Raw genomic sequence first — 22,402 nt, forward strand, 5'->3', positions numbered from 1 at the left:
GAAGATAGCCATTCTCTCACCAGCGCATTTTGTTTTTATTTTGGTAGGCTGCAACTAATTAATCCAGCTCTTGACCGTCATTTTCGATTTGTATGTGCCCGCAATAAAGACATTGATGCGTACAGTTCTGTGTAAGAGCAGGCTGGCCTTCGATGCGCATGTCGCTTTTTCCGTTCAGCCAAGGCATCGTAAGAACAGGAATACATGGAGCCTTTTTCACCCCATAAATATCGACCATCTCACTGGCTTGCACAGTCGGATTCAGCGGACTGGAGCAATTTCCAAAAGATTTTATGTTCACTCCAGGCACATAATCTCCAATATTCATCTGGGCTTTATTTTTGACATACACCCCGTGGCTAAAAGGGCGCTTCAAACGCGTAGGCTGTGTACCGTAACTACAGCTTAAAATCGCACCTGCCACGACATAGCTTTTTTTCGCACCTGACCCAGGCTGCACACTTGCTTCTTCCATACGGATTATTCCTCCTTTGTGGACATCTCCACTTTTTGCACACGAACACCTGTAAATGGACGACGCAGCAGACTTTCCGCTACCGCGAGATTGATATAGATATGAGCTTCCAACAAGCCGGCGATCCGAAATATAGACGATTGGATTTTTCCGTGTTTAAGTACCAACTGCTTCAAGGTATGGTCAGGATACCACTCGGTTTGTGAGGAAAGACAATCCACCACAGGTGGACGCAATATCCAGTACACATCCTGCCTGGCCTTCTGAAAATCGGTAAGTATAGCGACCTTCCATTCCAGCTCCGGCATATATTTTTCCAACAGGACTTTCATGGAGTCTGAAACCAGTGGCAAAGGGAACTCCAGAAAATCCGGATATACGGTTCGTGGATCTGTATGTACTGCTAAAAACAGGGGAGTGTCCTCCGCCTGAATGGTATGACCCGAAAGGAGTTCTTCCACCTGCAAGGGAGACAGGGGCGCAGTCTCTACCCGATGCTTTACGCGCTCGTCCACCATGAGTCGAAAATATCTCATTTACCCCCACTCTCCTTACTCACTGTATCTGTTACCTGTGTAACCAGGGGGGCTTCTACAGCAGCAAGACCAATGGCTTCGCTTAGTTGGATATCTGTAAAGATTGCCCGGTGTAGCTTTGCCCCTGTAAAATTAGCTTTTACTAAACATGCACCTATAAACGAAGCGTCAGTGACATCAGCTCCTACAAAGCAGGCACCTGTTAGATCCGCGCCGTTAAATAAAGCTCTTTGCAGCGCGGCATCTTGGAAAGTAGCTCCTTGAAGCTGTGCCTGTTGAAAACGAGCTCCCTGTAAATTAGCTCTTGTAAAATCCACTCCATCCAATCCTAACGGTTCCCAATCCAGCCAAGCATCCGATCCATATTCGCTATTGCTTAAAACTTCGTCCAGTACAGCCTCTTGCAGGGAACAGCCACGGAAATCGGCTCCGTGAAGCAGGCTGTGCGAAAAGTCGGTTCCATCTAGCTGAGCTTCTTGCCATACCGTGCCTACGAGGATACAGTGATGCAATCGGCTTTGTTGCATCCCGATCTGGCGAAAGACTGTATAACGAAAATCCAAGGAACTGTAATCTCCATCCGACAATTGCACTTGAGACAGTGCTTGGTAGCTGTAGGCCGATCCTTCTTTTTCCTCCAGCCAAGACTTTATGATGTTAGCATCCACGGGTCTTCGATCTTCCCGGTACACGGAGACACTATGATCCATATACTCTCCGACGCGAATCTCAAAAGCTTCTTCACGATCCAACGCCTCAAACTCTGGTAGGTGGACTGCTTGCTTCATAGCCTGACGAACCAGACTAACGATCATCGTATGAAGATATCCCGCTGCTTCCAGCATGATCTGCTCTAATTCAAGTTCGGAAAGGGAGACTTGCTGGTTCAAGGTTTCAGCCCCAAGTTGTTCATGTAATTGAGTCCAATAGAGAAAAATCCAACTTGCATCGTATTCCAACTGAACGGGCTCAGCATCAAGTATCCATAAGGCATCCGTAGCTTCAACAAGATAAACGGGCTTCTGTTCAAGCCATGTGGTGCGCAGCATGGAGTAGGTGATGTAACCGATATGACCTTTACGACCTGTGAGTTGCTTTTGCCGAACCAGCTCACAAAAGGCGCGAAAATGTTCTACTATATGCTGTAATCGTTGTGTTTGTGTTGATGTACATTTCAACGCCCATTCTTTGCGAATGAGAGACCAAGCCTGTTGAAGAGCTGCTTGTTGCTGATCTAACACATCTGTTTGCTTTTCCATTGCTAATCATCCTTAATTTGACTTCACTTCGCTGCCTTTCATATCCGCTGACCCGCTTAATTCAATATGACTGCCGTTACAATCCATACGGAGCTGACTACCTGCGGACAGGCTCATCGTCTTTCCCGCAGACAGGCTGAGATTGCCTCCTGCCGAAATATTCACTTGCTTGCTGCTGGTGATATGAATGCCTTCTTTATCATCCAGTTTGATGTAAATAGCGCCGTCCTTGGCTGTAACGACCAGTTCATCCGGTCCCAGTCGAACTTCCTTGCCATGCGGGGTACGCCATATTTTCATTTGCGGATTGGAAAAATGGTTATGCGTACTCTTGCGATCTGCCCGTCTCACCGCACTACCTGCCACGCCGTCTTCTTCCCGACTACCGGGGAAATAGAGAGAAACGGAATCGCCTTTTTCTGGCATGACGTACCAGCCAGTATGGCCACCGCCACTGTAAACAGTAGAATAGTTGAACCAGTGTGCTTTGCTTGCGTCTTGTTGTTCATCACAATCCAGATGAATGCGTACCTGATCCTGACGTACGTCCAGTACAACACCGCTTAATGAGGCTCCTGCCAGCTTATCCTGGTAGTAGCTTTTTTGCCGAAATCCCTGGTAAGAACCCAACACATACTGATGCCGCAGCAGTCCTTGACTCATGGCGGTGTAGGCTTCCATGACATACAGGTTATGCCCCTGAAAATTCAACTGAGCGCCCAAGTCGAGTACCTCATCTGTTTCTACCTCATAAAAAGTAAAATCGTGTTCACTCAGTTTGGTCTGTTCATTCTCCTGAAAATAACGAAAAGGAAGCAATTGCTTACGTACGGTATAACGGGTATGATCCAGTATCGCCTGTGCAGGGCTGTCCTCAATACCAAAATAAAATTTGGGACTGTCAAAACGGGCTACAGGCATCAGACTCGTATGATAACGGGAGGCTATGCGTCTTAAAAAAGCCCAGTCTGTCTCCTGATACTGAATGGCAAGCCGCCCGATGGCTTCTCCCCCAGTAGCTCCGTCGATCACATCCAGTCCTTCATAGTCCTTACCTATGTGCTCCAGCATTTGAGGAATCGTCATTTTCGTATACTGAAAAGAACGAGTACGCTGCTTCATGTCCATCCGGTACGTATGGGAAATAGCTTCCACCTCCAGATAGTACACACCTCGCACGACTTTTACCTCGACCGAGAGGGCAATCCCACTAAATAGCGGTTTGCTTGCGCCAGACTCATCTTGTTGACTGACTTCAATGATGGTATTTTTTTCTGTCGTTTCCACGTAACTGTCTTGCAAGTCTTCGGGGATAACACCTGTAAAATAAAGCCGAGTATGCTCGTTAACTTTTTTCGTTAAGGTGAGCTCTTCTAAGTCCATTTGTTCATAAGGGTGAATGTGAATTTGATCGTATCCCAGACTCATGGTGTAGTCATTCCTTTCTCATTTGTAGGATAGGTGGAGGGTGGAAGGACAGAAAGGGATTGAACCCAGTATTCTGCTACAGGTAACCAGACTTCGAGATCTACCTCCAGACAGCTAAAGGAACCTATGACAACTCGTCCATTGTGGATGAAGAATAGCATTTCGTTGTATAGATTACCGTCGATCCCCGCCCCAACAAAACGAATCTGCCCAACTGAAAGTCCGGAACCGTTGATAACCATTTCGGTACCTAACCAGTTGCGAATCGGTTGTACAGACCGTAAAATATCCGCCATTTGCTCTACAAAATCGGGCAGCTCTTCCGCTTCCAGAGCAGTATCTGTAGGATTAAAAGTGATATTGATAGTCTCCTCAGATGAGGTATAAATGACCTTTGGTCGATGCTCTGAAGGATATTTGATTATAGCTTGCTCCATTGGCATAGGAGTAAAGGACTTGGGAATGTAGAAACCAATTTCTCCGTGTAGTATTGTAATGGGCTCCAATGCGAGATAATCGTTTTCAATATGAAGTAGCTTTGTTTCTTCAAACATGGAACCGTACTGTTCCGATTTCTGAGTTTGAGCTGGAATGGATTTCACATTATCGTTATTAGCTGTCTTCCGATCCACCATTTTAGCTTTGAGGCTAAGTATATGCTCGTCTAGATAGTTCATAGGAAGCCCCCTTTTAGGAAAAATACACGTTTGTACTTGAATATGTAAAGATGGGAGGAGATATTTAAGTACAGAACCAGCATATGTATTTATCGGTTAAAAGAGAGATTTAGTTTACAAAATGAACCATTCGTTGGGGGGCATTATTTGATAATAGCTCCTATTTCATGCCATAACCCCTTTTTGCCGTAACAATTCGGTAGTAGTACTCCAAAGTAGGCGTTGCATCTTGCTATCCCCACCAGGATATGTCGGCACAATCGGCTTACCAGTGCCAACATTAAAATATCCACCTGTCACTTCTCGATATTGAGATTCTGTTGCTAAACGAATAATAATTTCTGCTCCTCTCCGTGGGTCTCCGATGTGCAAAGCGTTCAATATTTTTGCAAGTACTGAAGAAAATCCTAACTCACGGCCAAGGCCGGTAACGTTAAATCCTGGATTAAGTGCGTTAACTACGATTCCGGTTCCATCCAACTGACGTCCAAGTTCTTCTGTAAACATGATATTAAGAAGTTTAGTCTTTCCGTATATCTTAGATGAACCTCTTGCGGTAAATGCAGATATATCTGTTAAATCCTCCGGTAATTTTAATTCGCCATGGTTGCGTGACGCTTCAGAAGCCACATTGACGATCCTAGCATTTGTGGATTCCATTAGTAAATTGAGTAGGGTATGTGTTAACAGCCACGGGGCAAGATAGTTTACTGCTATCATTTCTGCCAAACCCTCTGAGGTTATTCGCTGTTCAAATCCATGTAATCCAGCATTGTTCACTAATACATCAATCTTTGGATAATTAGCTTTAATTTCATCACCAATACGCCTGACATCCTTCATAAGAGACAAGTCCCCGAAAAAAAAGTCTACCTTTGTACTTGGCGCCAGATCTTTTAGAATATTTTTAGTCGTTTCAGCACGCTTTTCATTTCTGGCTGTTAAGACTAGATGCGCTCCGCGTTGGGCTAATTCAATTGCTACTAATTGTCCAAGACCGTTAGTAGCACCAGTGATTACAATAGTCGGGTATGTCGACATATACATCATCCTCCTAATTCTCGATCCAAGCCTACGCTTTACGGTTGTAGATGCTTTATACTGTAGATCTTCTGCTTGACACTTACCAAAGCTGAAAATATGATTGATATATATCAAGTATATGTATTTTGATTGATATATGTCAAATATATTCAAACTCATTCAAATAAGGTGGAGACATATGGATCATAAAACTCAACATTCAAATTCTACAAGAGAGCAATTAGAACTGAATCTTGGTGAACAACTTAATGCACTTATAAGCGCGTCACATGCACTCAATGTAAGAACAGTGGCACTTTTCGATCCATCATTACAACCTGCGGCTTTTCTGATCGTACGCTGCCTTCTTTCGTACGGTCCGGCAAGCGCTACATTTTTGGCGGAATCCACCGCTATGGATCGAAGCTCTGTCAGCCGACTTGTTACTCAGCTTAAACACTTGAATTATGTAAAAAGTGAAACTCACCCTGAGGATCGTCGGGGAGTGTTAATATCCCTGACAGCTAATGGTCGTGAAAAAGCCCTAGAAGCTTTAAAAGAAAAAGAAAATGAGTTTTATCAACGCATTTCAACATGGGAGGATTCCAAACTAGAAGCGTTTATTGGTATGCTGAAGAGTTTTAACGGGCAAGAGTGCGAGGAGTAATGATTCGATATAAAGCATCGTATGATGAAAATAGGGGGCATTCAAGAGTGAAAGAAAAAAACATTAGGGAAATTAGGGGAACTGATTATCATGATATTTATTTGTTAAACCAAGACTTTAATCCCAATCTAGATCTATTTCCTGAAGTAAAAGTAAAAGAGAAAATTGAAATGATTATAAAGGAATCAAAAGATGTGATCTTTGTTTGTGAAGAAAACAACGGGGTGATAGGATATATTCATGGAAGCCCATATGAATTGCTTTTTTCTGAATCTTTGGTAAATGTATTAGGATTTGTTGTTAAAGAAAAGTATAGAAATCAAGGTGTAGGTAGCATGTTGATTGAGCGTCTTGAACAGTGGGGAAAGTCCCATGGATTTTCCGGGATCAAACTGTTATCTCACCCAAGTCGGATACAGGCCCACAGGTTCTATGAACGACGTGGCTATATGTTTACCAAGGATCAGAAAAATTTTATAAAAAGTCTCAAATAAATACATATTCATTCATCATTGAATAAGTGGGTTCAAAAGCCTGATCTTCAGCTAGGCTTTGAACCCTTCAATTTTATAGATGAGAACCACCACTTGCATCAACCCATTGACCAGTTATATCTTTATCTCCTTGTTTAGAATTCATGCCTAGTTATATCACAAGGTAATGTTTGAAATGTTGCTCTTTCATTCGGAATTCATGTTTTCCACTGTTTGAATACAGATTTCAAATAGGCTTAATATCGTGATATTTATCATTGAAAAACTAGTTATGTTTAGCACTCTAATGCATCGCATTAAATTGACCATTGTTCAGAAAACATGAATCACCTTCCTTTCCATTTCATGCCTAAATATGTCTGCTAATTAGCAGTTGTATTTAGGCGTTTTTTGTCATACAATGCATCTAATGCTACGGACTCGGTCTTAGAAACAGTAAGGTTTGGACGGTAAATAGGACGTGGTTTCCTTGTATATTTAAGAATCGTGGAACTACTTTGTAGTCGTTCACTCACGACCACGTCAGTCTGAAAAATTAATAATGTTTGGGGGCAGTTTTCCGGATCATTAGCGTTTGATGATGAACATATACGAAGGGGAGCGTTCTTTTGGAATCGAAACAATTAACGAGAGGGCTAAAGCCACGGCACGTTGAGTTGATTGCGCTTGGAGGCACGATTGGCGTCGGTTTGTTTATGGGGTCGGCAAGTACGATAAAATGGGCAGGTCCCTCAGTACTGTTGGCTTATCTCTTAGCTGGGATTATTATGTTTTTTGTCATGCGGATCATGGGGGAAATGCTGATTCTTGAACCGGTGACAGGCTCATTCGCTACATTTGCTCATAAATATATCAGCCCTTTAGCCGGTTTCTTGACCGCCTGGAGCTATTGGTTTTTATGGGTTACCGTAGGGATGGCGGAAGTCACTGCGATTGGGGTATATGTGGGCTACTGGTTTCCAGATATTCCGCAATGGCTACCAGCTTTGGCAGGTGTAATTATTATTGCATTGGCCAATTTGGCGGCTGTGAAATTTTATGGGGAATTTGAGTTTTGGTTTGCGATGATTAAGATTGTCGCTATTATCTTCATGCTAGTAGTGGGTACGGGGATGATCTTCTTTGGACTCGGTAACGGTGGACAACCGATAGGTCTATCCAATCTGTTCAGCCATGGTGGCTTCTTTGCAGGTGGCTTGAAAGGGTTTCTATTTGCACTCTGCATTGTAACAGCGGCTTACCAAGGGATAGAGATGGTAGGTATTACGGCAGGTGAAGCTGAAAATCCGAAAACGACACTGCGAAAAGCTATTAAAAACATCATTTGGCGTATTTTGATTTTTTATGTGGGTGCAATCTTTGTCATTGTTACGATTTATCCTTGGAACCAAATTGGAGAGATCGGTAGCCCATTTGTTCTGACTTTTGCCAAGGTAGGAATTGTGGCTGCTGCGGGTATCATTAACTTTGTTGTACTTACAGCTGCGATGTCCGGCTGCAACAGTGGTATTTACAGTGCGGGCAGAATGTTATATACATTAGCTAAGAACGGACAAGCTCCCAAGTTTTTCGGGAAAGTTTCCCCAAGCGGTGTTCCTAGAAATAGTATAATTACGACCATTTCTTTGCTGCTGGTAGGAGTGTTATTTAACTACTTAATGCCTAATTCCAAACTGTTTCTGTACATTTACAGCGCCAGTGTTCTCCCAGGCATGGTACCGTGGTTTGCATTAGCCATCAGCCAATTTAAATTCAGGAAAAAGTGGAAGGACGAAATGAAGGATCACAACTTTAAGTCTCGTTTTTTTCCGATCAGTAATTACATCACCATTATCTTTTTGTTGCTTGTGATCGTTGGAATGTGGTTTAATCCAGACACACGCTTGCCGTTGATTGTCGGGGCAATATTCATGGCGATCGTCATTGTTGGATATTTTATCTTTGGCATAGGAAAGCGGCAGAGAATTGAAGAATTAGAGGAAAACTAAAAGAAGATTGCTAAATACGTAACATTTGCCGAGCGCAATTCAGATGATTCTGAGTTCGCTCGGCTTTTCTTTTACATGACGAGAGAGAGGGCTATGGAAGGTTATTACTGAGGTATAAAACCGTGTGGTTAGCCTGTTCGCACTACAAGTGTAAATATAGATACAAAAAAGGTGAGAACGAAAATTGAGAAGTTGATTATTGCTATACTCTTACGATTGGCCTTAAACTCTGTAATTCCCGAAAATAAAAATATAAACCCTAGAAAAAATTGCGTGATTTTGTATGAGTCCCTATAGGTGTCCGGGTATGCGAGTGATAAAGAGGAAGAGATCATAACAACTAATGCAAATATTAAAGTGAGGATTTTGTAAATATCCATTTTCTTAAACATAGATAAGTTCCACCTTCCTATTTATTCCTAATGTATTATATTCTAAGGGTGGAATCTTTGGATTACAAATAAATGCAAAAAGAGGAAATGGACAATAGGATGGTACACAGAATAAAGTGAAGGTGTCCCAAGTAATACTTTGGGGACACCTTCAAAATTAAAATCACTTGTATAACTTATGATTTACATAGCTTACATTGTGCTAATGTCAATCACGAATCTATACTTCACATCAGAAGCTAACACTCGTTTGTAGGCTTCGTCAATCTGGTCGGCCGATATCACTTCAATTTTAGGAACAATATTGTGTTTTGCACAAAAATCCAACATTTCCTGTGTCTCACGGATGCCTCCTATCATTGAACCAGCAAATGAACGGCGATGTCCGATAAGGGACATCACATTTAGTGACAACGGCTCCCCAGGGGCACCGACATTCACCAAAGTTCCGTCTAGATTGAGTAGTGCAAAATAAGCATCCATATCGATGGCAGCACTTACCGTGTTAATGATCAAATCAAAGTGCCCAGCAAGTTTTTTAAATGTTTCTGGTTCGCTTGTAGCATAATAGTGGTCCGCACCAAATTGCAAGCCATCATCTTTTTTCTTTAATGTTTGGGATAGAACAGTTACCTCAGCACCCATAGCATGTGCAATCTTGATAGCCATATGACCAAGGCCTCCCATTCCCACAACGGCCACTTTTTTATCTGGACCAGCACCCCAGCGGTTCAACGGTGAATAAGTCGTAATACCTGCACAAAGTAATGGAGCAGCCACGTCAAGCTCAATGTTATCTGGAATTTTCACTACAAAATCCTCAGTTACGACAATGTGGGTAGAATATCCGCCTTGTGTAGGCTCGCCGTATTTGTCAACACCAGCATAGGTAGGGACATTTCCTTTAAGGCAGTATTGTTCCTCTCCTTTACGACAGTTCTCACATTCGCCACAGGAATCAACCATACAGCCAACCCCTACCCGGTCACCAACGCTGTACTTTGTAACCTCAGATCCTACCTCCGTGACAATCCCTGCAATTTCATGTCCAGGTACGAGAGGGTAGTTCACTGGGCCCCATTCGCCGTGAGCAGTGTGGATGTCAGAATGGCATATGCCGGCATATTTAATTTCAATCAGAACATCGTGTGAAACAAGATCCCGTCGTTTAATTTCAGCCGATCGAAATGGTTTGTCTGGGCCATCGACAGCTCGTGCTTTAGCAGTTATCATAAATAGCCTCCTATTATTTGTATTTCTCAAGAGAATGCAGTTATATCGGTATAAATTGAAAACTTGCTGAAGTCGGTTGAAGTTCCCCTTCATTCATTTCCATTTATACTTTTTCTCTTGCAAATCAATGTTAATCCTTATAGTTAACTCTAAGTCAAGCGCAGGTTTATAAGCCTCTATTCAGTAATGTTGTTTTCTTGCTAATTATATTTTGTTAGATAGCATCTGATTCTACTTTTCCTATAAGGAGACTTTGACATTCTACAAATAACTTGATAGAATCCCCCTTATATCATAGAGTTAACTCGAAGTCTATGTCATTAAGAATAGGAGATACATGATGAAGACGTATTCTATCAGCGAAGTTGCAAAAGAATTGAATCTTACAGCATACGCTTTGCGTTACTACGACAAAGAGGGACTTATGCCTTTTGTAGAACGGACATCTAGCGGAACAAGATTATTTAAAGAATCCGATATCGACGCTTTAAAAATAATTGAATGTCTAAAATCCACCGGGATGCCGATCAAAGAAATTAAAAATTTCATTGATTGGTGTTCTGGTGGGGATTCCACACTACAACAAAGATATGACATGTTTATGGAACGAAAAGCTACTGTAGAAGCACAAATGGAAGAACTTAAAAAAACAATGGAAGTTATTGAACATAAATGCTCATATTACAAAACTGCATTGGATGCCGGAACGGAAAATATTCATAAAAACAATAAAATAGGGAGTCTCATTACTAACTAATAGATAAGCATCTGTAATTCATCCATTTCTATATGAATTACAGGTGCTTTCGTTTGTAATATTCGATTTACTACAACCTACTGATTTAAAACAGCACGATCAGTTTTAGAAAACTAGGAACCAAATATGATGTAACTTGAACAGGCAGGAGTAGTACCGAGGATCAAGTATTCCGAAAGTCAACGGGCAATTTGCCCATTATGTAGGTTGAGAGCCACGACTTTAGTTCAGAAAACAACGAATTACTATAGAATCATCGAAGATAATCAGGAGTATGGTCCAGTATTCTCTCATTTTTATTTTTGATAAGATTAATTCCATATTATTGAAGTCTACTATCAAACCACGAAAGAATGATACATAAGGAAATGAGGAAGATACTGATGAAGGCAAAAGCGTATATTATTTTGTTGACTGCTGTAATAAGTTTAACTGCTATGCTGACCGCATGCGGTGACTCCAAGAAGCAAATTGAAGGTGAATCTACGACTGGAGCAGCAACGGCAACCACTACGACTACCCAGAATGCCAAGGCGGACAATGCGGAACAGGCTGGTGTGGATGGTGTTGTGAGCAATACTACAGACCAAGCTACAAAAAGTAATGGAAAGACGTATTCCGACGTGGCTAAAGAAGCAACGAAACCCGATCAGCCAGCAGGACAAATAGGGTTAAATACGACGCAGGAGCAGCTTCTTACCTTTGCCGATCGTTATGGACTGGTACGAGTGCAGGATCATCCGATTCGGCGGGTTTCCGATCCAACTGGGAAACATGTAAACATTGCAAATTACAGTGATTCTGTCGTGAATTTATATACAGAAGAACCCATCCACCTGAATACAGATGAATTTATTCATGAAGCTTATAATTTTTTTACAGAGGGAGTTGCTCCAGGTGAGTCCTACAAGAAGTGGGAGGAAACCTCTAATACTGAAAGAGGACTCGTCAAAATGCTCTATTTGTCACGAGAGGGACTTCATATTTTAGAAGAAGCGATGAAGACGCATGATTATTCTAGTCCATCGGTCCAAAATACGCTGGGATTTTTTAAGGTTGCCTCGAAATTTGAGTCTATGATGCCTGTTGCCCAGACACCTACAGACATCAGCTTGTACGATATGTACGATCAACGCGTTAAGCCCGAGTGGAAGAAACTAAGTGACATTAAAAACCCTGCCGCGAATGAAAAAGCCTTCGCTGCGGCCTATCAAAAAGCAAGAGATGAGACCAATAATCTTATGGGGCTATTAAACATTATGGTGTCTACAGAAATGGAAAAACGTCTCAAAGCTGCAACCGATCAGTAAAACACAGGCAAATAGTAAATTATCAAGGACATAATTTATCCACACTTTCTTCTAATATTTAACTGTCGATAGATTTATTGAAAAGCTATAATGCTAATGATGATTTGAGTGTACTTGGAGAAAAGAGGTTGAGGGTATGAAGTTGAAAAAATGGCCGTTAGTATTCATGATAGGTATTCTCATGCTGTTATCCGTAGGCTGGAACAGTGGAGTATCTTATGCGAAATATTATTACGAATACACTTGGGATCAGTACAAGGGGACTGAAATCAAGACGTACAGGCTGACACCAGTAGCTGGAAGAGCCGGATTCATGGATCAGGAAAAGGCCTTAGCTGCTATTGGCAAAACCCCGAATGTGTATGGAAAGTTCAGTGGCTATAGAACAGAGAAAACAACTGAAATTGCAACCAAGAGTGTAACAGATGAGGTTTATAAATATGCAGTTGTTGATTTTATTAGCGACAAGGAGCCAGAAACTGTAGAATACGTTAATCCAAAAGGTGGAGTTCCTCATACATGGAACGGAACCGATGAGATTCGAATTTTTATGAGAGGGTCTGAGGCAGCTTCTTTGGCAGAGCTGTTTTATGAGGGAACTCCAAGTGAAGGACGCTATCATTTTAATGCTGACGATGTTTACTTAGTTACATTCTGGTCCAACACAGTAAAATCAATCACTGGAATGTCTGCTGAAGCGCTAGTTGAGGAAGGCCCCCCTGCGTTTATAAATCGAGAGTTGGTTGGTCAAATAAAAGGCAAAGATCCTGCTGCCTATCCACAAAATGGGGCTTTAAACGGCTACTTTTATGTTTATAAGGGTTCTGAGTTTAAAGAGAATTAAAACAGCAGACAGGATTTTATAAGTATATATGTACACGAGAACGAGATAACATTTTGTATTCTTCAAGCGAATGCGGATACAGATGTTATCTCTTTTTTTATTTGTATACGGGATCAACATAGTAACACAAAAAGATGATAAATATTTAATTACCAATGAAAACCATTGTTTAGTGATAGGGAATTACGGCTTAAAAAAAGATGGTGAATAAACAGGATAGTAGATTGCCAAAACTACTTTTTTTACTGGCTTTATTCAATCCTAGGGAGATTATTCCGATAATTCAAGTATATACAGTTTGGTGTTAACAGTAATGAAAAACCGATTGAAAACAAGAGAGACTAATTTTCAAAGTTGATATGAAAGTACAGGCGAAAGTGGCTCAGTGCTATCTAGTAAAGGAGGTGTAATGATTCCGAATAATGAATTATGAAAAAAAGTTAAAACAAATTAGGCATTACATGGCTGGTTTACTGGCTGTCTGGTTGTTCTGTATACATAGTGCGCCTGTTTTTGCGGACAGAGCCTTTAACGATATCGAACATTCCTATGCAGCTGATGCGATTGAGGCCATGGCTGCTCAAGGTTATGTTACGGGTTATCAGGATGGGAGCTTTCGACCTTTACATTTTATCTCGCGACAGGAATGGGCAAGCATTTTCGCTAAAACCTTAAAGCGAACATCGAATAACAGAGGCGTAACTTCTTTTCGTGATGTGTCACCATGGGCTCTACCTTATGTACAGGCCTTACAGGAAGAGAGCATTACGAAAGGAATTAGTGATCAATTATTCGGTGCCAAGCACAATATGACTCGTCAGGATATGGCCGTTTGGTATGCCCGCTATTTTGGTGTTACTGAAGATACCCGATCGGCTGGTATATCCAGTTTTGTGGATCAATCTGATATATCAGATTATGCACAAACGAGCGTATGGCTGATGGAACGGCTGGAACTGATCGAGGGAGATACGAATCACTATTTCCATCCTAAAGAGTCTGTGAGACGGCAGGACGCCACGCTGGTTGCTTATCGAATATGGTTAGGCGGTGACGGTCTGAGAGAACGTGCCAAGCGTTTGCTAGGGTCATTAGGAGATGGAACTGCAACGATGCCTCAGACGACCAGCCAACAAGAATCGAAGAAGATCGAGGTCGATGTGACACCGGAAATTAGTCAACAACCTGTGAATTCGGAAGTCGAGGAGCCTAAAAGGCATCGCCCAAGCCCTGATTCACCAGTATCTCCGGTGACACCACCAGAACCGAAGCCGGAACCGTCGGTGACACCACCGGGACCTAATCCCAAACCACCAGTAATTCCGGTAGATCCATCGGATCATTCTTCGGATTTTCTGGTAGATGAGGTCGTGATCAAGGCGCAGGAGCTGGTAAATCAACCGGAAACATACCCTTCATATCAGCTATCTTTTCAGCTCTACAATAAAGGGCGACCCGTAAGCATTCCTGCTGCCAGCGTCACAAGTGTTACGTACACATTTAGTGATGGGTTAGGCATATTTGATGAACAAGGAAAAATTGCACATCCCGAAAATATTCCGGTTGCGGACAGCTTCATTCCTGTAGAAATGAAGGTCACCGTTGCCAAACCTTATCAGGTCCTTACAGCTCAGGCCAAGCTAATCGTGAAAGGGAAGACTCCGCCGGCAGAGCCACCGAACGTAATCAGGTCCGTATACTTGGCTACGTATACCATTTCAGAGGCTGCTACTTTAGATCCTACTGCTTGGAATATGTCCTACGTATTTCATAATGCTAATGGAGAGGTTATAGCTCCTGGATTGCTGCCCTCAGACTTGATACTTCGGGTAGAGGATTCCAGAGGAATATTTGATGAGGATGGAAAGATTGCCAACCTGCATTTGATTCCGGTAGTAAACTCGGTCATTCCATTAAAGATCACGGTTGAGTCGCCATCTCAAGGGGTTCACTTCACATCTGATGCGGAATTAACGGTAGAACCCGGGGAACGCAAAAAGCAATACTTTGCTGTCTCCATCATGCTGCAGGGAAGCGCGACGACGGTAGATCAAATCAAGCAAGCGCGTCAATTGCTGATGGACCACTTTGGTCCTAATATCAAAGTGACGTGGGCGATGGAAAACGGATTTGTTTTTGTAGAAGCAAATCGCCCGCAGCTTAGACAGGTTTTGGCATACGTTGATCAATATGACGACGAAGTCGGAATGTTGGATGGGTATCCGAACCAGTTGAAGTTTCCTATTTGGGAAGCAAAGATGGATGAGTGGTTGTATATGTATCGTTATAATGCATTCAATGAGCTGCACCAATCCGGTACAATGGGATCACCATCTGTGTTTGAAAGCATGGATACAGACCAATATCGGAAGTATCTGCCGAAATCATTGACCAGCTTTACGGTGAATCCCGAACAGACTCAATGGCTTAAAGATCACTATCGGATTACATCCGCGATGGGATGGTCGGCTACACAATATAATGTCAACGGTATGTATGGTGAGGGCTCTCCATTGATGCCTTACTGGTCCCATAAGGACAATCCGATTGTTCCCGCACAGGGACTTGCAGATAATAGCGGTACCGTATTCATGAACTCGGTTACGATTGATCCGATTGGATCACGCTATACGAAAGATTCCTCACGCTGGACTCTTCATCCGCTTGACCCATATGTGACTGAGACGGATGCAGCACCACAACTGTATATAGTACAGCAATATTTGGATAACCCTTATCAACGTATAAATACGGTAAACTACTTGTCCATTATTTTGGACATCAACGCACTTGCCAACACCCATAACATGGCTCCAATATGGGAGAATTTTGTGAACCACTTCCCTGTTGATCGCAAGGTTGAGATTGTAGGCGTGGACGGGCTGAAACAGATTTATGAATCGGTAGCAGGATCCAATAATGATCATACGGAGTTTACGCTCATGTTTAGAGGCTCAGGTATTAAGACGGCTATGGATTCCAATAATTCACCAGCAAATCTGCGCTATTTGTGGACCGAAAATGCCTCACAGCGGATTATTTTATCCAAAGAGGATGGAGATGCGGCATGGTCCATTATTGACTTTACCGATTATACCCGAAAACCGGTTCCGAAGATGGACTACAACTTGGATGGTCACACGGACGTAAGCTATGTCACCGGAAGGAACTTCAAGCTATGTCCAACTGCTCCTTTAACAGCGGATGAAATTCAACGCGTAAAGGATCGTTTGAAGGATATTTACTTTGCAGAAGAAGTAAATTATCAGTAAGTAATTGGAAAGAGTTAAGAACTGAGGTTTTATGAAAAAGGGGTGTCCCCAAAGCCATCGAAATGGCTGTGGGGACACCCCTTTGTTTTAGAGAAAAGGTTTTACACCCACTCAATAACCTGATCTACAGGTCGCCGAGTTTTGCCACGCGGCTCGTTGAGACGGTAGCCAAATGCCACCATACAAGAAATACCGAAATGCTTGGCATCCATAATGCCTTCTTCAGAGAGGATGCGTTCGATTTCCTGTTTATTAAAACCTTCGATAGGGCAGGAATCAATGCCGATTTGAGCTGCGGCAGTCATCATGTTGCCCAGTGCGATGTAGGTTTGTCGGCAGCCCCACTCGAACAAGGCTCTTTTGTTTTCCTCCAGCGCAAAATCTGATTTTAGGAAGGCGTCATATACTTTCTCTTTGCCTTGCATCACTTCAGCTGGTAATTGCTGCACGTTCTCCATCATACTCTTGATATAATCGGAGGAGGCTATCATATCTTCAGGAAGTCTAGAGAGGATGAGTACAAAATGGCTGGCTGTTGGCAGTTGTTTTTGGGCCCCCCAAGAGTAAGGCAGTAGCTTCTCACGCATAGCTTTACTCTGAACGACAACAAATTTCCAGGGTTCAAAGCCAAACGAGCTTGGAGATAAACGACCGGTTTCAAGAATAAAATCAAAATCGGAATCGCTAATTTTCTTATGACTATCAAATTCCTTCGTTGCATGTCTGAACTCGTATGCGGATAAGATTTGATCTTTAGTAGTAGCTAAGGTTTCCATCGTTATTCCACTCCTTATGGATGTTGATTAAAATTGACGCTTACCAAGTGACATGCTTAATATTAGAATATACATGACCGTTTTTGAAGTACGCACATTAATGTGCTGTAGTATATAAAATGATACTAAGGAGGAGAAAAGCCTATGCGTAATCGGAAAGGCGGCTTTGGGGAATGTACCGCTGGAAATGATCAGGCGTGTCCAGTTGAGTTCACGCTGGACGTGATTGGGGGCAAATGGAAAGGGATTATTTTGTATCATCTTATGTATGGGACTAAGCGATTTAGTGATTTTCGGCGGATCTGTCCGGGGATCACCCAGCGTATGCTGACACTCCAATTGCGCGAGCTGGAAGAGGATGGTGTCGTTCACCGTGAAGTATACCAGCAGGTTCCGCCTAAGGTTGAATACTCTCTCACCGAATTCGGAAAAACGCTCATCCCGATTATTAACTTGATGAAAGATTGGGGAGAAGAATATAAAACAAAACAGCGATCACCAGAAAGCAGCCTTCAGCAACCTAGCCCCAATGTGTAGGCTTTTGAATACGGCTCCACGAAAAAGACCTGACCATCATTTTGGCAGGTCTTTTGATTTATTAAGGAGGAATGTACAAAGTTCGTTTTTCAGTTGACAGCAAGGACGACGCTTGATATATTTCTTACGATATTGATAATCATTATCATGTGTATCGGGGAGATCTCTCCACAATATATAGGGGGCTAATCAGTTGAGAAGAAAATCGTATTTTATGATGACAGCTATGTTACTTGTATTGTCTGTATTCATCAGCGCTTGCGGCGGAAATAATAATGGGAGTAATCCGGCTTCATCTTCAGGAGATAAGCAAGAGTCAGCTACTACTGGAGAGACTAGAAGCTTTAATACGGTTAAAGGGGATATTCAAATTCCTGCTAAGCCACAGCGTATTGTAACGGATTTTTACGGTGGAGAACTGCTGTCCGTAGGTGCTAATGTGGTGGGTGTAGAGCCGACAACGTTTCAAAATCCCTTTCTGACCGATTTGCTGAAGGAAAAGGGAACCAAAGAGGTGGGTGATCCGACCAATTTGGAAAAGACGCTGGAACTCAAACCCGATCTGATCGTGGTTATGAAGGGTACGAATTATGAGGCTTTGTCTAAAATTGCACCTACCCTGTATATTCCGTACGGCACGACGACTAATATTTATGATACGGTCAAGTTGTTCGGCGATATCACCGGGGAAAAGGAGAAGGCTGAGCAATTTATTGCTGCATTTGATAAAAAGGCCGCTGAAGGTCGCGCACGTCTTAAAGGTGTGATTGACGAAAAGGCAACTTTCGGTCTGTATGAGCTGACGGACAAGCACGCACTTTGGATCTTTGGCGACAATGCGGGTCGAGGCGGACAAGCTGTCTACAATGCGCTCAAACTGAATATGCCAAAGAAAACTGTGAACTCCAAGGAACAAACGGTGCAGCTTTCGATGGAGGTATTGCCACAGTATGACGCAGATTATATGTTCCTGACTACGTATGATCCCGAGAAAAAGGGTGACGCGCTCAAGCAACTGAAGTCGTCCGCTGTATGGGGGAATCTTCCTGCGGTGAAGAACAATAGAGTGTTCTTTAACGATTTTGATACGTATTATCGCTATGATCCAATCGCTATTACCGGGCAAATTGATATGATCGTAGATATGCTGGTCGAAAGAGAAAAAGAGAATAAAGCTAAACAATAAGCAGATTCTGCGTTGTGACGAATTGTTGAAATAGATAAGAGATCGCATATTATACACAGTATATAGCATTAAAAACCAGTCCAACATGAATCATGTTTGGACTGGTTTTTGATTTACTATTTTGTCGTAATTTCAATAGTATCTTCTTTTTGTATCCAATCTACCTTGGCCCCCAGCGTTTCGCTGATCAGCCTTAATGGAAGATAACCAATACCATTCACCATGAAGGGCGGATTGGTAAGCTTTACAGCCTTACCGTTCACTTTTGCTTGGCTGGTTTTGAAATTTATTTCTAGAAAGACAGGGTGATCTTCTGCCTTGGACTGATCTATTTTTGCTATTTTGCTGTTGAAGTCATAAGCGATCTCGGCCCCCAGTTTATCAAAAACAGAACGAAGGGGAATAAACGCTTGCCCGTTGCGGGTAATGACACCATTACTCAGAGAGACAGGCGAACCATTGAGACGGACAAGAATCGGTTTTTGTACAGGAACTGGTGAACTATACAGAAACTCATAGTCTCCTATACCTAGCTGCGCGTGTTTGTTGACACCCCAGCCCCATAAGGCCCCATCTGCTTTTTGCATGATTACGTGCCGTGGACCTGCTTTGATACTTTGAATATTTTTAGCAAGCAATGTAAAGGGGGCGTTGGATGGTAACTTTTCACCATCTAGAGACGCAACATATACATTCCCAGCTGTGGTGAGGGCGAGTATGGAGCGTTCGGCGAAAAAGGCGTCTTTAACATCTTTTACTCCTGATAATAGCACAGGGGTATTTTCATTGTGATAGGTTGTATTATCTGAGTAACCTGTGACCGTTTCACCCCAGAACCATAACCGTCCTTGTCGATCAATCGCGAGATTGGAACTTCCATTGGTCTTAATTATTTTGATGTCCGATAAGGCTTGAATCTGCGATACGGATAAAGTTTCGGACGGAGTTACATTTTTATCAAATTCTTTGGGCCATGTCCATACAGTACCGTCTTTCTTTAAGGCTATGTTTTTGGAGATAGCAGTAATATCCTTTAATGATGGAACAAGCTCGAAGCCCTGCAAGGACCTTGTATTTTTCCATACACTTCCGTCCTTCTTCAAGAAGATCCAGCGTTCCTCATATTGCGGTCTTTTTTCATAGTAACTATCCAATTCTGTAACATTTTCGATGCCGGATAGGGTTTGAAAAGGAGCAAAGTTGCCACCATTTTCGATTCGATCAGCGGATAATACGGTTCCTTCGGCGTTTAGGGCGAGCACATGATCATTCATAATACGCACGTTTATGATGTTTGGTAGTCCTTCCAGAGAAATGAATTTCACGGATTCAGAAATGTTGTTTCTTGGCACATACCAGGCGGAATGATCTTGTAAGGTAAATATCAGATCGCCTTCCTGGATTATATTCGAAAATGTTCTTACAACGTTTGGCTTATCCTCTACACGAGTCGGTACGGATTGATTATAGCCCCATAACCACAAGCTTCCATCGGATTGAATCAGACTCCCGGAATCATATGAACGAATACGGGACGCCGATTCATCACCGGCCGCCCATGCACTGGAGCTGAACAATAACAGCGCGATCATACTGATTAACAGAGTACGTCTTTTCATGCGTTTTTCCTCATTTCTTCATCAATGTATATAAGGTTAAATAACGCCTTGGGGAATATCTCCTTATCAATAGACGAAGAATATATAGAAAAGTTTTCCACAAATCGTTGGATTCCAATAAAATAGCCTCCAAACCCACGAGCAGAGGCGGGTTTGAGAGGCTATTTTTTGAGCATGGAAGCAGAATATGACTTGGGACGGGTTCTTCCAATGGTCAGCCCGTTATTCGGCTGCGCACCATCAATAAGGTTTGTTCTTTGATTTGTCCGATTTCACGGAGGAGTGCGGCTGTTTTAGCTTCGTAGGATTGTTTGACATCCAAATCTTTCAGCGAAGCAAGGTTAATGTCGACGGTAAGCAGGGCAGATTGAGCGGCGGCTTCGAACAGGATCGCGCCGATGCCAAGATCCGAAATCACATTTTTATTGGACACTTCCACAATGTTATAGGCTTGCGACAATCCGTCTCGGCATACTTCCAGCAGGCGCATGGGTACCTCAATGGCAGCGATCACCGCTGTCTGTAAGGAATGGGTACGATAGCGCTTTTCTTCGTCTGTTTCCTTGGGCAAACGCAGGGCAGTCATATACTGTTCAAAGGATTGGATGTCTGCGACCATTAATTCCTCACAATGTGTAGACAATCTTTCCATGCTGCTAATGACGTCCGTGATTTGTTCATGGATGTGCGCGTATTTTTCTCCTTGTGAAAGGTTGGCGGTCATGGAGGTCATAGCCGCGCCTAGTGCCGCAGCCAGTGCGGATACACTTCCTCCGCCAGGGGTAGGAGCTGCACTTGCAGCCTCTTTCAGAAAATGTCCGATGGAATGATTCCACGACAGTTCACTCATGAGTAAACCACCTCTCTGGAGTAGTGTTGCAGATGTATTGCTTTGAGCAGATTTTTGTACAAAATCGCAGTCGTTAAGGTGCCAACACCGCCGGGAACCGGAGAAATAGCATGTACTTTTTCCCCCACGTCTAAAGCGGCATCTCCCACTATTTTTCCCTCTAGCGTCTCATTAATTCCCGCATCTACCAAAATCAGACCGGGATGAACCATATCTTGCGTAATCACATCAGGGCATCCGACTGCCACGAAGGCAATGTCTGCATGGCTCAGATGCTCTGCAATATCACGCGTACCTGCATGACAGGCGGTAACGGTGGCGTTTTCTCTTTGCAACATGTGGAAAAGGGGAAGTCCCACTGTCTGTCCGATGCCCACGAGCGTGACATTTTTGCCTGCCAATGTGTGACCGTAATGCTTGAGCAGCTCGATACAGGCTTGAGGTGTTGCGGGATATAGTCCGGCGTCACCTGTTACAGTAGCCAGCTTGTTATCGGGTGTAATCCCATCAATATCCTTGTAGGGGGCAATGGATTGTTTAATAACGGAGGCGGAAAGATGTTGGGGAAGCGGCAGTTCCAGCATAATGCCATGTACATGGGATGCATCGTTCAGACTGCCGATCAGGTGCAGTAGCTCGGTTTCGCTAACATGACGATCAAACGTATGGAGATGAAATGAGATGCCCAGCTTCTCCGCTATTTTTTGCTTGGTCCGTGCATAGTATGCAGATGCCGGATCACCTTCTACCAATAGGGTTGCCAGATGGGGACGGTGTCCTTGCTGCTTCATTTCTTCTACCTGTGAACGGATCGTTGCATATACTTGCTCAGCTGCTTCTTTGGATTTCATGATAATAGCCATAGTCCGAGCCTCCTCTGAATTTATTGCATAATGGAATCAACAGGGTGTCATGGTCTTGTAAAACGAAAAAAAGTATTTGCACAAGGTCGTCAAGACAGACGAATCCTCTGCAAATACTTCTCCCAGGCGAACGGTACGCTTTTTTTGTATGCTCCCTCGTGGTTCATTCCACTGACTTCGCCAGTCACATACAGCGTTATTATACCTTATATTTTA

At 42.9% G+C, this 22,402-nt stretch carries 20 protein-coding genes and 1 riboswitch; of the genes, 9 read left to right on the plus strand and 11 right to left on the minus strand.

What is annotated here, in order from left to right; all coding sequences use genetic code 11:
• Positions 1 to 58: 58 nt before the first annotated feature.
• The 6 genes from MKY98_RS04615 to MKY98_RS04640 all read right to left on the minus strand — a co-directional run bounded on the left by MKY98_RS04615 (position 59) and on the right by MKY98_RS04640 (position 5,416).
• Complete coding sequence (locus MKY98_RS04615) at positions 59 to 475, minus strand: DUF4280 domain-containing protein (RefSeq protein WP_069012891.1); 417 nt, start codon at positions 473 to 475, stop codon at positions 59 to 61.
• Positions 476 to 480: 5 nt separating this feature from the next.
• Positions 481 to 1,011: a hypothetical protein gene (locus MKY98_RS04620; protein WP_176715766.1), complete on the minus strand. Its 531-nt coding sequence runs from the start codon at positions 1,009 to 1,011 to the stop codon at positions 481 to 483.
• Positions 1,008 to 2,270, minus strand: coding sequence for a pentapeptide repeat-containing protein (locus MKY98_RS04625; protein WP_069012892.1), 1,263 nt, complete (start codon positions 2,268 to 2,270; stop codon positions 1,008 to 1,010). Before MKY98_RS04625 ends, MKY98_RS04620 begins: the two co-directional genes overlap by 4 nt.
• Positions 2,271 to 2,282: 12 nt before the next feature.
• A complete protein-coding gene (locus MKY98_RS04630) occupies positions 2,283 to 3,698 on the minus strand; it encodes a phage baseplate assembly protein V (protein WP_069012893.1) in 1,416 nt (471 codons plus the stop codon).
• Complete coding sequence (locus tag MKY98_RS04635; protein ID WP_069012894.1) at positions 3,695 to 4,375, minus strand: hypothetical protein; 681 nt, start codon at positions 4,373 to 4,375, stop codon at positions 3,695 to 3,697. The genes MKY98_RS04630 and MKY98_RS04635 overlap by 4 nt, the downstream gene beginning before the upstream one ends.
• Positions 4,376 to 4,540: 165 nt before the next feature.
• Entirely contained in the window at positions 4,541 to 5,416 is an 876-nt protein-coding gene (locus MKY98_RS04640; protein ID WP_069012895.1) for an SDR family NAD(P)-dependent oxidoreductase, read from the minus strand.
• 181 nt (positions 5,417 to 5,597) lie between these two features.
• Here MKY98_RS04640 and MKY98_RS04645 point away from each other — a divergent pair, with 181 nt between their 5' ends.
• The 3 genes from MKY98_RS04645 to MKY98_RS04655 all read left to right on the plus strand — a co-directional run bounded on the left by MKY98_RS04645 (position 5,598) and on the right by MKY98_RS04655 (position 8,547).
• Positions 5,598 to 6,065: a MarR family winged helix-turn-helix transcriptional regulator gene (locus MKY98_RS04645; RefSeq protein WP_069012896.1), complete on the plus strand. Its 468-nt coding sequence runs from the start codon at positions 5,598 to 5,600 to the stop codon at positions 6,063 to 6,065.
• Positions 6,066 to 6,112: 47 nt separating this feature from the next.
• Positions 6,113 to 6,559, plus strand: a complete 447-nt coding sequence (locus MKY98_RS04650) for a GNAT family N-acetyltransferase (protein ID WP_069012897.1) — start codon at positions 6,113 to 6,115, stop codon at positions 6,557 to 6,559.
• A 608-nt stretch (positions 6,560 to 7,167) separates the two neighbouring features.
• A complete protein-coding gene (locus tag MKY98_RS04655) occupies positions 7,168 to 8,547 on the plus strand; it encodes an amino acid permease (RefSeq protein ID WP_069012898.1) in 1,380 nt (459 codons plus the stop codon).
• 584 nt (positions 8,548 to 9,131) lie between these two features.
• Here the strand turns inward: MKY98_RS04655 and MKY98_RS04660 are convergent.
• Positions 9,132 to 10,172, minus strand: a complete 1,041-nt coding sequence (locus MKY98_RS04660) for an NAD(P)-dependent alcohol dehydrogenase (protein ID WP_069012900.1) — start codon at positions 10,170 to 10,172, stop codon at positions 9,132 to 9,134.
• Positions 10,173 to 10,512: 340 nt separating this feature from the next.
• Between MKY98_RS04660 and MKY98_RS04665 the strand changes: the two genes are divergently transcribed.
• The 4 genes from MKY98_RS04665 to MKY98_RS04680 all read left to right on the plus strand — a co-directional run bounded on the left by MKY98_RS04665 (position 10,513) and on the right by MKY98_RS04680 (position 16,355).
• Positions 10,513 to 10,929 (plus strand): MerR family transcriptional regulator, encoded by a 417-nt coding sequence (locus MKY98_RS04665; protein ID WP_029517092.1) that lies wholly within the window; start codon positions 10,513 to 10,515, stop codon positions 10,927 to 10,929.
• Positions 10,930 to 11,312: 383 nt separating this feature from the next.
• Positions 11,313 to 12,239: a hypothetical protein gene (locus MKY98_RS04670; protein WP_029517091.1), complete on the plus strand. Its 927-nt coding sequence runs from the start codon at positions 11,313 to 11,315 to the stop codon at positions 12,237 to 12,239.
• Between the two features lie 136 nt (positions 12,240 to 12,375).
• The gene (locus MKY98_RS04675; RefSeq protein ID WP_029517090.1) at positions 12,376 to 13,083 is read left to right on the plus strand and encodes a hypothetical protein; all 708 of its coding nucleotides are present in this window, start codon (positions 12,376 to 12,378) and stop codon (positions 13,081 to 13,083) included.
• A 422-nt stretch (positions 13,084 to 13,505) separates the two neighbouring features.
• Positions 13,506 to 16,355 carry an S-layer homology domain-containing protein gene (locus MKY98_RS04680; RefSeq protein WP_069012901.1) on the plus strand — a complete coding sequence of 950 codons (2,850 nt, stop codon included), beginning with the start codon at positions 13,506 to 13,508 and terminating at the stop codon, positions 16,353 to 16,355.
• A 101-nt stretch (positions 16,356 to 16,456) separates the two neighbouring features.
• Here MKY98_RS04680 and MKY98_RS04685 read toward each other — a convergent pair whose 3' ends face one another.
• Positions 16,457 to 17,131 carry an NAD(P)H-dependent oxidoreductase gene (locus MKY98_RS04685; RefSeq protein ID WP_069012902.1) on the minus strand — a complete coding sequence of 225 codons (675 nt, stop codon included), beginning with the start codon at positions 17,129 to 17,131 and terminating at the stop codon, positions 16,457 to 16,459.
• Between the two features lie 144 nt (positions 17,132 to 17,275).
• Between MKY98_RS04685 and MKY98_RS04690 the strand changes: the two genes are divergently transcribed.
• Together MKY98_RS04690 and MKY98_RS04695 are read left to right on the plus strand one after the other, a co-directional pair.
• Positions 17,276 to 17,668 (plus strand): winged helix-turn-helix transcriptional regulator, encoded by a 393-nt coding sequence (locus MKY98_RS04690; protein ID WP_068938572.1) that lies wholly within the window; start codon positions 17,276 to 17,278, stop codon positions 17,666 to 17,668.
• A 193-nt stretch (positions 17,669 to 17,861) separates the two neighbouring features.
• Positions 17,862 to 18,854: an iron-hydroxamate ABC transporter substrate-binding protein gene (locus MKY98_RS04695; RefSeq protein ID WP_081317626.1), complete on the plus strand. Its 993-nt coding sequence runs from the start codon at positions 17,862 to 17,864 to the stop codon at positions 18,852 to 18,854.
• 116 nt (positions 18,855 to 18,970) lie between these two features.
• Here MKY98_RS04695 and MKY98_RS04700 read toward each other — a convergent pair whose 3' ends face one another.
• The 3 genes from MKY98_RS04700 to MKY98_RS04710 form a co-directional block, all read right to left on the minus strand.
• Entirely contained in the window at positions 18,971 to 20,473 is a 1,503-nt protein-coding gene (locus tag MKY98_RS04700) for a stalk domain-containing protein (protein ID WP_069012903.1), read from the minus strand.
• A 214-nt stretch (positions 20,474 to 20,687) separates the two neighbouring features.
• Positions 20,688 to 21,323: a cyclodeaminase/cyclohydrolase family protein gene (locus MKY98_RS04705; RefSeq protein WP_069012904.1), complete on the minus strand. Its 636-nt coding sequence runs from the start codon at positions 21,321 to 21,323 to the stop codon at positions 20,688 to 20,690.
• Positions 21,320 to 22,186, minus strand: coding sequence for a bifunctional 5,10-methylenetetrahydrofolate dehydrogenase/5,10-methenyltetrahydrofolate cyclohydrolase (locus tag MKY98_RS04710; protein ID WP_029517626.1), 867 nt, complete (start codon positions 22,184 to 22,186; stop codon positions 21,320 to 21,322). Before MKY98_RS04710 ends, MKY98_RS04705 begins: the two co-directional genes overlap by 4 nt.
• A 113-nt stretch (positions 22,187 to 22,299) precedes the next feature.
• A riboswitch (ZMP/ZTP riboswitch) is annotated at positions 22,300 to 22,384 on the minus strand.
• Between the last annotated feature and the right edge of the window lie 18 nt (positions 22,385 to 22,402).

Source organism: Paenibacillus sp. FSL M8-0228 (genome assembly GCF_038007385.1).
In the GTDB taxonomy this organism is placed as follows: Bacteria; Bacillota; Bacilli; order Paenibacillales; family Paenibacillaceae; genus Paenibacillus; species Paenibacillus polymyxa_D.